This is a genomic window from Nocardioides pakistanensis, from assembly GCF_054781215.1.
Genome location: NZ_BAAGUV010000070.1, coordinates 53,287 through 66,043 on the forward strand (window position 1 = coordinate 53,287; position 12,757 = coordinate 66,043).

The following is a 12,757-nucleotide window of genomic DNA, read 5'->3' on the forward strand; positions in this document are numbered from 1 at the left end:
CGTGCGCGTCGGCCTGGTCTGCCCCTACTCCCTCGACGTGCCGGGGGGAGTGCAGAACCACGTCATCGACCTCGCCGAGGCGCTGATCGGCCTCGGCCACAGCGTCTCCGTGCTCGCTCCGGGTGACCACGAGGCAGAGCTGCCGTCGTACGTGGTGACCGCCGGCGGCGCGGTGCCCGTGCCCTACAACGGCTCCGTGGCCAGGCTGTCGTTCGGCCCGGTGGCGGCCACCCGGACCCGGCGCTGGCTGCGCGAGGGCCGCTTCGACGTGCTCCACCTGCACGAGCCCGCCGTCCCCAGCCTCTCGCTGCTCGCGCTGTGGGCGGCCGACGGCCCGGTGGTGGCCACCTTCCACACCAACGTCCGGTCCCGCGCGATGTCGGCCTCGGCGGCCATCCTGCGACCGTCGCTGGAGAAGATCACCGCCCGGATCGCGGTCTCGGAGTACGCCCGCAGCACGCTGGTGCACCACATCGGCGGGGAGCCGGTGGTGATCCCCAACGGCGTGTACGTCGACCGCTACGCCGGCGCCCCGGTGCGTGAGGAGTGGCGCGGGGACGGCCCGGTGATCGCGTTCGTCGGCCGCCTCGACGAGCCCCGCAAGGGCCTGCCGTTGCTGCTCGAGGCGTTCCCGGCGCTCGCCGCGCAGCACCCGGGTGCCAGCCTGCTCGTGGTGGGCGGCGGCGACGTCGACGCCGCCCGCCGGCGGATCCCGCCCGAGCTGATGGACCACGTGCGGTTCCTGGGCCGTGCCTCCGACGTCGACAAGGCCGCCGCCCTGCGCACCGCCGACCTGTACGTCGCTCCCAACACCGGAGGCGAGAGCTTCGGCATCGTGCTGATCGAGGCGATGGCCGCCGGCACCGCCGTGCTCTCCAGCGACATCCCCGCCTTCCGCACCGTGCTCGGCGACGGCGCCTACGGCACCACGTTCGCCAACGGCGACGCCGCGGACCTGACCGCACGAGCGCTGGAGCTGCTCGGCGATGCCGACCGGCGTGAGGCACTGTGCGCCGCGGCGACCCGGAACGTCAGGCGTTACGACTGGTCGTCCGTCGCAGGACGGGTCGTCCAGGTCTACGAGACGGTCGTGGGGCAGGACGGCGCGCCGCCGCGGGAGAGGGCGAGAGGCTGATGGAGTGGCTGTGGGCGGTCGCCGCGACCGTCGTACTGGTGGCCCTGGCCACGTGGCTGTCGTGGACCGCGAACCGGCTCGACCGCATGCACCACCGGCTCGAGGTGGCGCACGCCTCGCTCGAGACCCAGCTGCTCCGCCGGTCCGGCGCCGCGCTGGAGCTGGCCACCTCCGGAGCGTTGGACCCGGCGCGGTCGCTGGTCCTCGTCGACGCCGCGCACGCAGCGCGCAAGGTCTACGACGGCGACGTGGAGATCGCCGAGTCCGAGCTCTCCCAGGCGTTGCGTGCGGTGCTCGCCGACGCCGACGAGATGCAGACCCTCCGGGCTTCTCCCGAGGTCGGGCCGCTGGTCGAGGAGCTCTCCGCGTCGTGCCGCAAGGTCGAGCTCGCGCGGCGATTCCACAACGACGTGGTGAGCTCGGCCCGCGCGCTGAGGTCGCGGCGCAGGGTGCGCTGGCTGCGCCTCGCGGGCCGCGCCCCGGAGCCGGTGACGGTCGACCTCGACGACGTGCCCCCGCCGGCGCTGCACGCGGACTGAACCGGTTGCGGCCCGCCGAGGGCGGGGCCGTAGGCTGGAGTCATCCCATATCTCGGCAGGACGACGCATGCCCTGCCTGACCCACAGAAGGTTCCCCGTGACTGACGTGTCCCACGACAACACCGCCGGCACCACCCCCGCCACCGGCACTCCCGGCGTGAAGCGGGGAATGGCCGAGATGCTCAAGGGCGGCGTGATCATGGACGTGGTCACCCCGGATCAGGCCAAGATCGCCGAGGACGCCGGCGCTGTCGCCGTCATGGCTCTCGAGCGGGTGCCGGCCGACATCCGCGCCCAGGGCGGCGTCTCCCGGATGAGCGACCCGGACATGATCGACGGGATCATCGAGGCGGTCTCGATCCCGGTGATGGCCAAGGCCCGGATCGGTCACTTCGTCGAGGCGCAGGTGCTGCAGAGCCTCGGTGTCGACTACATCGACGAGTCCGAGGTGCTCACCCCCGCCGACTACGCCAACCACATCGACAAGTGGCAGTTCACCGTGCCGTTCGTGTGCGGTGCGACCAACCTCGGCGAGGCGCTGCGCCGGATCACCGAGGGCGCGGCGATGATCCGCTCGAAGGGCGAGGCCGGCACCGGCGACGTGTCCAACGCGGTCACGCACATGCGCACCATCCGTCAGGAGATCCGCCGGCTCCAGGGGATGCCCAAGGACGAGCTCTACGTCGCCGCGAAGGAGCTCCAGGCGCCCTACGAGCTGGTCAAGGAGGTGGCTGCCGCCGGGAAGCTGCCCGTCGTGCTCTTCACCGCCGGGGGCATCGCCACCCCGGCCGACGCCGCGATGATGATGCAGCTCGGCGCCGAGGGCGTGTTCGTCGGCTCGGGCATCTTCAAGTCGGGCAACCCCGCCCAGCGTGCGGAGGCGATCGTCAAGGCCACCACGTTCTACGACGACCCGGACGTGGTCGCGAAGGTCTCGCGGGGACTCGGCGAGGCGATGGTCGGCATCAACGTCGACGAGATCCCGCAGCCGCACCGCCTGGCCGAGCGCGGCTGGTAGGCGTGGACGAGTCCCTGGCAGAGAAGCACGTCCGGGAGTTCATCCGCTCGGCGGTTCGGTCGGGGCTGCTCGGCGAGTCCGAGCTGCGCGACGAGGCGCTGCTCGCGATCACCTCCGAGCTGCCCTTCGTCGAGGACCCCGAGGCGCTCGCCGAGACCTGGATCGCAGAGTTCCGCGCCGAGCTGGTGGCCGACGCCGCCGGCTGGCCGGAGCAGACCGACTACGACCGGCTCCAGGCGGCGTTCGCCGCGCTCGAGGAGAGCGGCGTCGTGGTGCTGCAGGGCTGCGAGGACCACTGGGCCGCCAAGGCGGTCCTTGACGCGCGCGCCGGCGACCCGCCGCAGGGGATCGCCTGGTTCACCCAGCCCGACGTGTGGCACGCCATCGACGAGGGGATGCTGGAGGTGAACGTCTGGCACGCCACCACCGCCAACGTGGCGCCCGGCGACGAGCTGCTCGACCAGGTTGTGGGCGCGTTCGCCGCACAGGGGCTGCACGCGCACTTCGACGAGGGCCGGGTCGAGGTCACCGCCTTCTGGCAGCGGCGGCCGGTCGCGTGAGCGGGCCCCTGATCGGCGTGCTCGCGCTCCAGGGCGACGTGCGCGAGCACCGCGAGATGCTCGAACGGGCCGGTGCGCGGACCACCGCGGTACGCCGGCCCACGGAGCTCGTCGGGCTCGACGGCATCGTCCTGCCCGGAGGCGAGTCCACGACGATGTACAAGCTGGCGCGGACCTTCGAGCTGTTCGGGCCGTTGCAGGAGGCGATCCGGGCCGGGCTGCCGGCGTACGGAACCTGTGCGGGCATGATCATGCTGGCCGACCACATCGAGAACGGCATCGCCGGCCAGGAGACCATCGGCGGGCTCGACATCGTCGTGCGGCGCAACGCCTTCGGCCGGCAGGTCGACTCCTTCGAGGCCGAGGTGGACGTGACCGGCCTGGACGCCCCGTTCCACGCGGTGTTCATCCGCGCGCCCTGGGTGGAGAAGGTGGGCCAGGGCGTGGAGGTCGTCGCGCGCGTCTCCTCCGGCGAGGCAGTCGGTAGGATCGTCGCCGTTCGACAGGCGAACCTGCTCGCCACGTCGTTCCACCCCGAGATCACCGGGGACCACAGAATGCACGCGCTGTTCGTCGACATGGTCGAGTCCCGGCTCGCCGCGTCGGACGGTGGGACCGACAACCGGAAGTAGGGGCAACACCTCATGTCTGGCCACTCCAAATGGGCGACCACCAAGCACAAGAAGGCGGTCATCGACGCCCGTCGAGGCAAGCTGTTCGCCAAGCTGATCAAGAACATCGAGGTCGCCGCGCGGATGGGCGGGGGAGACCCTGCGGGCAACCCGACGCTCTACGACGCCATCCAGAAGGCCAAGAAGTCCTCGGTCCCCAACGACAACATCGACCGCGCGGTCAAGCGCGGCTCGGGTGCTGAGGCCGGCGGGGCCGACTACCAGACGATCATGTACGAGGGCTACGGCCCCAACGGTGTCGCGCTGCTCATCGAGTGCCTGACCGACAACAAGAACCGCGCCGCGATGGAGGTCCGCACCGCGATCTCCCGCAACGGCGGCAACCTCGCCGACCCCGGCTCGGTCTCCTACATGTTCAACCGCAAGGGCGTCGTGATCGTCGCCAAGGAGCAGGACGGCAAGAGCGTCGGGGAGGATGACGTCCTCGAGGCGACCCTCGACGCCGGTGCCGAGGAGGTCAACGACATCGGGGACTCGTTCGAGGTGATCAGCGAGGCCACCGACCTGGTCGCGGTCCGCACCGCGCTCCAGGCCGCCGGCATCGACTACGACTCCGCGGAGGCGTCGTTCGTGCCGTCGATGAGCGTCGAGGTCGACCTCGAGGGTGCCAAGAAGGTGATCCGCCTGGTCGAGGCGCTCGAGGACCTCGACGACGTGCAGAACGTGTTCGGCAACCAGGAGATCCCCGACGACGTGATGGCCGCCCTCGACGAGGAGTGACGCCGCCGCCGTGGCTCCCGGAGTGTCGCGGGAGCTCTTCGGGGCAGCCGTCGGTTAGCGTGGTGTCCGAACATGTGTTCGGACACCACCGACCAGGAAGGGGCCCCACGTGCGCGTCCTCGGGATCGACCCGGGCCTCACCCGGTGCGGGATGGGAGTCGTCGAGGGGTCGGTGGGCCGGCCGCTGTCGCTGGTCGACGTCAACGTGCTGCGCACCTCGTCCTCGGAGCCGGTGCCGGTCCGGCTGGTGACCATCGAGAAGGGCGTGGACGCCTGGATCGAGGAGTACGCCCCGGACGCCGTGGCGATCGAGCGGGTCTTCGCCCGCTCCGACGTGAGCACGATCATGGGCACCGCCCAGGCCAGTGGGATCGCGATGGTCTGTGCGGCGCGCAGGGGGCTGCCCGTCGTGCTCCACACCCCCAGCGAGGTCAAGGCGGCGGTGACCGGGAGCGGCCGGGCCGACAAGGCGCAGGTGACCGCGATGGTGGCCCGCATCCTGCGGCTGCCGTCGCCGCCGAAGCCGGCGGACGCGGCGGACGCGCTCGCGCTGGCCATCTGTCACATCTGGCGCGGTGGGGCGCAGCAGAGGATCGAGGCGGCGGTCGCCGCTGCCGGGAAGGGAACACGATGATCGCCTTCGTCCGCGGGACCGTCGCCAGCGTCTCGCTGACCTCCGCCGTGGTCGAGGTCGGCGGGGTCGGGCTGGAGCTGAACTGCACCCCGAGCACCATCGCCACGCTGCGCACCGGCACCGAGGCCACGCTGCCGACCAGCATGATCGTGCGCGAGGACTCGATGACGCTGTTCGGCTTCCTCGACGAGGACGAGAAGACGCTGTTCGAGATGCTGCTGACAGCCAGCGGCGTGGGCCCCAAGCTGGCGCAGGCGATGCTCGCGGTGCTCTCGCCCGACGACCTGCGGCGCGCGGTGAGCACCGAGGACATCAAGGCGCTGACGAGGGTGCCCGGGATCGGCCAGAAGGGTGCCCAGCGGATCGTGCTCGAGCTCAAGGACCGGATCGGCGCGCCCACCGGCGTCTCGATGCCGCGCGCTGCCTCCGCGTCCGCGCCGGCGGCGGCCTGGCGCGACCAGGTCCACGCCGGCCTCGTCAGCCTCGGCTGGTCGGCCAAGGAGGCCGAGAAGGCCGTCGACGCGGTCACCCCTCAGGCCGACGGCATGGCCGAGCCCGATGTCGCCGCGCTGCTCCGGGCGGCGTTGCGCACGCTGAGCAAGGCGTGAGCCGATGAGTGAGAGCAGCCGCCGGATCACCGAGCGCGAGTACGACGAGGCCGAGCTGTCCTACGTCGAGAGCCGATCGCTGGTCACCGCCGAGGCCGAGGGCGACGAGCGAGCGGTCGAGGCGGCGCTGCGGCCCCGCACGCTCGACGAGGTGATCGGTCAGGAGCGGGTGCGCGAGCAGCTGTCGCTGGTGCTCCAGGCCGCCCGCGCGAGGCAGGCGGCGCCCGATCACGTGCTGCTCGCCGGTCCGCCCGGCCTCGGCAAGACCACCCTGGCGATGATCATCGCCGCCGAGATGTCGGCGCCGCTGCGTCTCACCTCCGGTCCGGCGATCACCCACGCCGGCGACCTCGCCGCGATCCTCTCGGGGATGAACGAAGGCGACGTGCTCTTCGTCGACGAGATCCACCGGATGTCGCGGCCGGCGGAGGAGATGCTCTACATGGCCATGGAGGACTTCCGGGTCGACGTCGTGATCGGCAAGGGCCCGGGCGCGACCGCGATCCCGCTGGAGATCCCGCCGTTCACCCTCGTCGGAGCCACGACACGCGCAGGTCTGCTGCCCAGCCCGCTGCGCGACCGGTTCGGGTTCACCGCGCACCTGGAGTTCTACGAGGCGGCCGACCTCGAGCTCATCGTGCGCCGCTCGGCGGGGCTGCTCGGGGTCGAGCTCACCGACGACGGCGCCGGCGAGATCGCCTCGCGGTCCCGGGGCACCCCCCGAATCGCGAACCGGCTGCTGCGCCGGGTCCGCGACTTCGCCCAGGTGCGCGCCGACGGCACCGTGACCCTCGACGTCGCCCATCGGGCGCTGGACCTCTACGAGGTCGACCAGTCCGGCCTCGACCGGCTCGACCGCTCCGTCCTCGACGCCCTCTGCCGGCGGTTCGGCGGCGGCCCTGTCGGCGTCAGCACGCTGGCGGTCGCCGTGGGCGAGGAGCGCGAGACGGTCGAGGAGGTCGCCGAGCCGTTCCTCGTGCGGATGGGGATGCTGGCGCGCACCCCCCGCGGTCGCGTCGCCACCCCGGCCGGGTGGGAGCACCTCGGCCTGCCGGTCCCCGCGGACGCCGCGTTCGGTCTCGGTGCCGGCGGAGCGGTCCAGCCGGACCTGTTCGGCGACGAGTAGCCCCCGCAGCTAGACTCGACCGCCGACCGTCGTACGGTCCGAGACGTCGCCACCAACCGCTGCTGAGGAGCCACTGTTGTCCGAGGAAACGCTGGGGACCCTTCTCCCGCTTCTGCTGATCGTCCTGGCGTTCTGGTTCCTGGTGATCCGTCCCGCGCGGCGCCGGCAGCAGGAGATGACCCGGATCCAGGACAGCGTGGAGGTCGGGTCCGAGGTGATGCTGGGCTCCGGCATCTTCGGCACGGTCACCAGCATCGGGGACGAGACGCTCACACTCGCCGTGTCGCCCGGCACCGAGATGAAGGTCGCCCGCCAGGCGGTCGTCCGGGTCGTCGACGGCGCCGCGCCCGGGGCGCTCGGCGGACCGACCGACTCCACCGACCAGGCCTGAGGCCGTGACCGGCGCACACCGGGCGGCTGGCGCGCCCGCGGACGCCTCCTGGCACGACGAGTACCTCGCGAAGCACCTCGACGAGCTGATCCGCGACATCCCCGACTTCCCCCAGCCCGGCGTGGTGTTCAAGGACATCACGCCGCTGCTGGCCGACCATGACGGCTTCTCCGCCGTGATCGAGGTGCTGGCCCGGGCAGGACGTGACGCCACCGGTGAGGTCGTGGTGGACAAGGTCGTCGGGATGGAGGCCCGTGGCTTCATCCTCGCCGCACCCGTGGCGCTCGCCCTGGGCGCGGGCTTCGTCCCGGTGCGCAAGGCCGGCAAGCTCCCGGCGGACACGCACGCGGTCGGCTACGACCTGGAGTACGGCAGCGCCACCCTCGAGCTGCACCAGGACTCGATCGCGCCGGGGGAGCGGGTGCTGATGGTCGACGACGTCCTGGCCACCGGTGGCACCGTGGCCGCGACCGCCCAGCTGATCCGCGCCTGCGGCGGGATCGTGCACGGGGTGGCCGTCTTGATGGAGCTGTCGTTCCTGGACGGACGCCAGCACGTCGGTGACCTTCCCGTCACGACCATCCGCACCGTCTGAGTCCGCGTCGCGCTCGACGCGGCCCTGGCCGCGGACCGGGCATAGACTTGCCCGACAGCGTGTTCCCATGACGTGTCCGGCGACGGACGCCAGAGCCGGGAGGTGAGCGATGGCCGATGAACGCGTCGTGAGCGCGGCCGCGACCGAGCCCGCTCCGCCGGCGGACACCGCGGCCCCGGACGAGCAGACCCAGCCCAAGCCCGCGTCGAGCCGACCCGCGGCGCCGCCATCGGGCGCGCCGTCGGGGCGCCGGATGCGTGCCCGGCTGGCCCGGATGACGACCAAGGCCCAGCCCGGGAACCCGGTGCTGGAGCCGCTGCTCCGGGCTGTCCGCGCGAACCATCCCAAAGCCGACCTGGCGCTGCTTGAGCGCGCCTACGTCACGGCCGAGAAGGCCCACGGCACCCAGACCCGCAAGAGCGGCGACCCCTACATCACCCACCCCCTCGCGGTGGCCACGATCCTCGCCGACATCGGCATGACCGAGCCGACCCTGTGCGCCGCGCTCCTCCACGACACCGTCGAGGACACCTCCTACACCCTCGACGAGCTGCGCAACGACTTCGGCGACGAGGTGGCGGCCCTGGTCGACGGCGTCACCAAGCTCGACAAGGTCAAGTACGGCGACTCCGCGCAGGCGGAGACCATCCGCAAGATGATCGTGGCGATGAGCCGCGACATCCGGGTCCTGGTCATCAAGCTCGCCGACCGGCTGCACAACATGCGCACCCTGCGCTACCTCAAGCAGGACACGCAGGAACGCAAGGCCCGCGAGACCCTCGAGATCTTCGCTCCGCTTGCGCACCGGCTCGGCATGAACACCCTGAAGTGGGAGCTGGAGGACCTCGCCTTCGCGACGCTGCACCCCAAGATCTACGACGAGATCGTCCGTCTCGTCGCCGAACGCGCACCCTCACGCGACCAGTTCCTCGCCCGCGTGATCGAGCAGGTCGAGAGGGACCTGCGCGAAGCCGGGATCAAGGCCGTCGTGACAGGCCGTCCCAAGCACTACTACTCGATCTACCAGAAGATGATCGTGCGTGGCCGGGAGTTCTCCGACATCTACGACCTGGTCGGCATCCGGATCCTCGTCGAGACCGACCGGGACTGCTACGCCGCGCTCGGCGTGCTGCACTCGCGGTGGAACCCGGTGCCGGGCCGGTTCAAGGACTACGTCGCGATGCCGAAGTTCAACATGTACCAGTCGCTGCACACGACGGTGATCGGGCTCGAGGGCAAGCCGGTGGAGCTGCAGATCCGCACCTTCGGGATGCACCGCCGAGCCGAGTACGGCGTCGCTGCGCACTGGAAGTACAAGGAGAGCTCGGTCAAGGGAGACGACACCGATCGCGCCCTGATGACCTCGGGCACGTCGAACTCCGACATGGCCTGGGTCCGCCAGCTGCTCGACTGGCAGCAGGAGACCGAGGACCCCGGGGAGTTCCTGGAGTCGTTGCGCTTCGAGATCAACACTGCCGAGGTCTACGTCTTCACCCCCCGCGGCGACGTGGTGGCGCTCCCCACCGGCTCGACGCCGGTCGACTTCGCCTACGCCATCCACACCGAGGTCGGCCACCGCACGATCGGTGCGCGGGTCAACGGCCGACTGGTGCCGCTGGAGTCCACCCTCGACAACGGCGACGTGGTGGAGGTCTTCACCTCCAAGGCGCCCAACGCCGGGCCGAGCCGGGACTGGCTGGCCTACGTCAAGTCACCGCGCGCGCGCAACAAGATCCGGCAGTGGTTCACCAAGGAGCGGCGCGAGGAGGCGATCGAGCACGGCAAGGAGCAGATCGCCCGGCTGATGCGCAAGGAGGGCCAGCCCCTCAAGCGCGTGCTCACCCACGACTCGCTCAGCACGGTCGCGGCCGAGATGAAGCTCCCCGACGTGTCCGCGTTGTACGCCGCGGTCGGCGAGGGCAACGTCGGTGCGCAGACCGTCGTACGCCGGGTGATCGACCTGTACGGCGGCGAGGAGGGCGCCGCCGAGGACCTCGCCGAGGGCGTCCGCCTCACGTCGGAGCGCACTCGCGCGAAGCAGCGCATCGGCGGCGACGCCGGTGTCATCGTCAAGGGCATCTCCGACGTGTGGGTGAAGCTCGCCAAGTGCTGCACGCCCGTGCCCGGAGACAAGATCCTCGGCTTCGTGACCCGCGGAGCCGGAGTCTCGGTGCACCGCGAGGACTGCACCAACGTGGCCAGCCTGAAGGCGCAGCCCGAGCGGCTGGTCGACGTCGAGTGGGCGCCGACCGCACAGTCGATGTTCCTGGTGAACATCCAGGTCGAGGCGCTCGACCGGGCCCGGTTGCTCTCGGACATCACCAAGGTGCTCTCCGACGTGCACGTCAACATCCTGGCGGCGTCGCTGACCACGACCCGGGACCGGGTGGCGAAGTCCCGGTTCACCTTCGAGATGGGTGACCCCAAGCACCTCGGCCACGTGCTGAAGGCGGTGCGCTCGGTCGACGGCGTCTTCGACGCCTACCGGGTGACCCAGTAGTCCAGAGCCGGCCGCGCCGCCGGGTGAGCAGGGTCAGCTGAAGTCGTCGAGCGCCTTGCGGGCCTCGACCAGCCACGCCTGGCGTGCCTCGATGGCCGCCGCGTGCTCGGCGGCCTTCTTGGCGTTGCCGGCGGCCTCGGCCTTGGCCCGCTTCTCCTCCAGCTCGGCGAGCGAGGCCTCGAGCTGGGAGACGGTGTCCGCGGCGCGGGCGCGCGCCTCCGGGTTGGTGCGCTTCCACTGGTCGTCCTCGACCCCGCGGATCGCCTGCTCGACCTTGCGCATGCGGCCCTCGAGCTCCTTGATCCGGTCGCGCGGGACCTTGCCCGCCGCGTCCCACCGCTCGGCGAGCTCCCGGAAGGCGTCCTTGGCGGCCTTCACGTCGGTGACGGGCAGCAGCGCCTCGGCCTCGACGAGCAGCTTCTCCTTCACCTCGGCGTTGGCGGCGAACTCGGCGTCGAGCTGCGCGTTGGCCGCGTCGCGGGCGCCGAAGAACTTGTCCTGGGCACCCCGGAAGCGCTTCCAGAGCTGGTCGTCGACGTTCTTGGGTGCCGGGCCCGCGGCCTTCCACTGGCGCATCAGCTCGCGGTACTTGCCGGCCGTCGGCCCCCACTCGGTGGAGTCGGCGAGCGCCTCGGCCTCGACGACCAGCTTCTCCTTGACCGCGCGAGCCGCCTCCCGCTTCTCCCCGAGCTCGGCGAAGTGCGCCTTGCGACGCCGGGTGTAGGTGGTGCGTGCGGTGGAGAACCGCCGCCACAGGGCGTCGTCGGTGCTCTTGTCGATGCGGGGGAGTGCCTTCCACTCCTCGAGCAGCTCACGCAGCCGGTTGGCGCCGTTGCGCCAGTCGTTGCTCTCGGCGAGCCGCTCGGCCTCGGCGGCGATCCGCTCTTTGTGCACCTTGGCCTCGGCGGCCTTCTGGGCGCGCTCGGCCTTGCGCTGCTCGCGCTGCTTGCTGATCGTCTCCCCGAGCGCGTCGAGGCGCGTTTCCAGTGCGGCGAGGTCGCCGACCGCCTGCGCGTCCTTCAGCGTGGACCGGACCTGGTCCACCGCGGTGCTCGCCTCCTCGGGGCCGAGGTTGCCGGCCGTGATCCGCTGCTCGAGGAGCTGCACCTCGAAGGCGAGGTCGTCGTAGCGCTTGACGTAGAACGCCAGCGCCTCCTCCGGCGTGGCGTCCGGCATCTGCCCGACCTGACGCTCACCGTCCGCGGTGCGCACGAACACCGAGCCGTCCTCGGCCACACGGCCCCACTCGTGGGCGGGCTTGCCGGGGTGCGAGTCGTTCACCGGAGTACCTCTTCAGCATCAGGTGCACCGCCGACGGCGAACCCCCGGCTGGTTGCATCATGGGTCAGATCACCGTGAGTCTAGGTCGCACCGGCGCCGGGCGACACCGACTTCCCGGCTACAAGGCCATAACGGCTCCCGCGGTTTCCGTGACGCCCCCGGTGCTGGGTAGGCTTCACCGGTCCCCACCCGACCACAACAGGAGTGCCCACCCGTGTTCATCGCAGGCTTCCCGGCGGGACCGTGGGGCACCAACTGCTACGTGGTGGCGACCGGCCCGGGCCAGGAGTGCGTGGTGGTCGACCCGGGCAAGGACGCCGCCGCCGGCGTCGCCGAGGTCGTCCGTGAGCACCACCTCAAGCCGGTCTCCGTGCTGGTCACCCACGGTCACATCGACCACATGTGGTGCGTGGCGCCCGTGGCCGGCAGCTACGACGCCACGGCCTACATCCACCCCGCGGACCGGCACCTGCTCACCGACCCGATGGCCGGCATCTCACCGGAGTCTGCCGGGATGCTGCTCGGTGGCAAGCACGAGTTCGCCGAGCCGGACCGGGTCGAGGAGGTCGGCGACGGCCAGGCGCTCGAGCTCGCCGGGCTGACCTTCGTCGTCGACCACACGCCGGGGCACACCCGCGGCTCGGTCACGTTCCGGTCGCCGTACGACGGGCAGGGCGGTGACGAGATCGCCGAGGTGATGTTCAGCGGCGACCTGCTCTTCGCCGGGTCCATCGGCCGCACCGACCTGCCGGGCGGCGACCACCCGACGATGCTGCGCACCCTGGCGAGCAAGGTGCTGCCGCTGGCCGACAACATCGTGGTGCTTCCCGGCCACGGGGAGCAGACCAGCATCGGGCGGGAGAAGGCGACCAACCCCTACCTGCTCGACGTGGCGGCCCGCGACCTGGCCGACCCCGCCGCCGGACCGGCGCCGATGCCCAACACCCGAGGCCTGTGA

Annotated in this window: 14 protein-coding genes; 13 read left to right on the forward strand and 1 reads right to left on the reverse strand. The window is 71.4% G+C overall.

Features of this window, described 5'->3' with window-relative positions:
• The first annotated feature begins 1 nt into the window (after position 1).
• The 12 genes from ACYVIH_RS20340 (at position 2) to ACYVIH_RS20395 (ending at position 10,518) form a co-directional block, all read left to right on the forward strand.
• The gene (locus ACYVIH_RS20340; protein ID WP_460871364.1) at positions 2–1,135 is read left to right on the forward strand and encodes a glycosyltransferase family 4 protein; all 1,134 of its coding nucleotides are present in this window, start codon (positions 2–4) and stop codon (positions 1,133–1,135) included.
• A complete protein-coding gene (locus tag ACYVIH_RS20345) occupies positions 1,135–1,674 on the forward strand; it encodes a hypothetical protein (protein WP_460871365.1) in 540 nt (179 codons plus the stop codon). Before ACYVIH_RS20340 ends, ACYVIH_RS20345 begins: the two co-directional genes overlap by 1 nt.
• A gap of 97 nt (positions 1,675–1,771) precedes the next feature.
• Positions 1,772–2,692, forward strand: a complete 921-nt coding sequence (gene pdxS, locus ACYVIH_RS20350; protein ID WP_460871366.1) for a pyridoxal 5'-phosphate synthase lyase subunit PdxS — start codon at positions 1,772–1,774, stop codon at positions 2,690–2,692.
• A 2-nt stretch (positions 2,693–2,694) separates the two neighbouring features.
• The gene (locus ACYVIH_RS20355; protein WP_460871367.1) at positions 2,695–3,252 is read left to right on the forward strand and encodes a DUF6891 domain-containing protein; all 558 of its coding nucleotides are present in this window, start codon (positions 2,695–2,697) and stop codon (positions 3,250–3,252) included.
• The gene (pdxT, locus tag ACYVIH_RS20360) at positions 3,249–3,884 is read left to right on the forward strand and encodes a pyridoxal 5'-phosphate synthase glutaminase subunit PdxT (RefSeq protein WP_460871368.1); all 636 of its coding nucleotides are present in this window, start codon (positions 3,249–3,251) and stop codon (positions 3,882–3,884) included. The genes ACYVIH_RS20355 and pdxT overlap by 4 nt, the downstream gene beginning before the upstream one ends.
• A 12-nt stretch (positions 3,885–3,896) precedes the next feature.
• Positions 3,897–4,664, forward strand: coding sequence for a YebC/PmpR family DNA-binding transcriptional regulator (locus ACYVIH_RS20365; RefSeq protein WP_460871369.1), 768 nt, complete (start codon positions 3,897–3,899; stop codon positions 4,662–4,664).
• A 151-nt stretch (positions 4,665–4,815) separates the two neighbouring features.
• Positions 4,816–5,298 (forward strand): crossover junction endodeoxyribonuclease RuvC, encoded by a 483-nt coding sequence (gene ruvC / locus ACYVIH_RS20370; RefSeq protein ID WP_460871393.1) that lies wholly within the window; start codon positions 4,816–4,818, stop codon positions 5,296–5,298.
• Positions 5,295–5,906: a Holliday junction branch migration protein RuvA gene (gene ruvA / locus ACYVIH_RS20375; RefSeq protein ID WP_460871370.1), complete on the forward strand. Its 612-nt coding sequence runs from the start codon at positions 5,295–5,297 to the stop codon at positions 5,904–5,906. Before ruvC ends, ruvA begins: the two co-directional genes overlap by 4 nt.
• 4 nt (positions 5,907–5,910) lie before the next feature.
• The gene (gene ruvB, locus ACYVIH_RS20380) at positions 5,911–7,032 is read left to right on the forward strand and encodes a Holliday junction branch migration DNA helicase RuvB (protein ID WP_460871371.1); all 1,122 of its coding nucleotides are present in this window, start codon (positions 5,911–5,913) and stop codon (positions 7,030–7,032) included.
• Between the two features lie 76 nt (positions 7,033–7,108).
• Positions 7,109–7,423, forward strand: a complete 315-nt coding sequence (gene yajC, locus ACYVIH_RS20385; RefSeq protein WP_460871372.1) for a preprotein translocase subunit YajC — start codon at positions 7,109–7,111, stop codon at positions 7,421–7,423.
• A gap of 4 nt (positions 7,424–7,427) precedes the next feature.
• Positions 7,428–8,018, forward strand: a complete 591-nt coding sequence (locus ACYVIH_RS20390) for an adenine phosphoribosyltransferase (RefSeq protein WP_460871373.1) — start codon at positions 7,428–7,430, stop codon at positions 8,016–8,018.
• A 253-nt stretch (positions 8,019–8,271) separates the two neighbouring features.
• Positions 8,272–10,518 carry a RelA/SpoT family protein gene (locus ACYVIH_RS20395; RefSeq protein ID WP_460871394.1) on the forward strand — a complete coding sequence of 749 codons (2,247 nt, stop codon included), beginning with the start codon at positions 8,272–8,274 and terminating at the stop codon, positions 10,516–10,518.
• A 33-nt stretch (positions 10,519–10,551) separates the two neighbouring features.
• On the opposite strand, the gene ACYVIH_RS20400 is transcribed toward ACYVIH_RS20395, so the two are convergent.
• On the reverse strand, positions 10,552–11,799 hold the full coding sequence (locus tag ACYVIH_RS20400; RefSeq protein WP_460871374.1) for a DUF349 domain-containing protein: 1,248 nt from the start codon (positions 11,797–11,799) through the stop codon (positions 10,552–10,554).
• A 214-nt stretch (positions 11,800–12,013) separates the two neighbouring features.
• On the opposite strand from ACYVIH_RS20400, the gene ACYVIH_RS20405 reads away from it, so the two are divergent.
• Positions 12,014–12,757, forward strand: a complete 744-nt coding sequence (locus ACYVIH_RS20405) for an MBL fold metallo-hydrolase (RefSeq protein ID WP_460871375.1) — start codon at positions 12,014–12,016, stop codon at positions 12,755–12,757.

Bases quoted from the DNA above. Each gene is read 5' to 3' on its own strand.
- ACYVIH_RS20345 (WP_460871365.1), top strand. From the start codon at position 1,135: ATGGAGTGGCTGTGGGCGGTCGCCGCGACCGTCGTACTGGTGGCCCTG.
- ACYVIH_RS20365 (WP_460871369.1), top strand. From the start codon at position 3,897: ATGTCTGGCCACTCCAAATGGGCGACCACCAAGCACAAGAAGGCGGTC.
- ruvC (WP_460871393.1), top strand. From the start codon at position 4,816: ATGGGAGTCGTCGAGGGGTCGGTGGGCCGGCCGCTGTCGCTGGTCGAC.
- ruvA (WP_460871370.1), top strand. From the start codon at position 5,295: ATGATCGCCTTCGTCCGCGGGACCGTCGCCAGCGTCTCGCTGACCTCC.
- ruvB (WP_460871371.1), top strand. From the start codon at position 5,911: ATGAGTGAGAGCAGCCGCCGGATCACCGAGCGCGAGTACGACGAGGCC.
- ACYVIH_RS20395 (WP_460871394.1), top strand. From the start codon at position 8,272: ATGCGTGCCCGGCTGGCCCGGATGACGACCAAGGCCCAGCCCGGGAAC.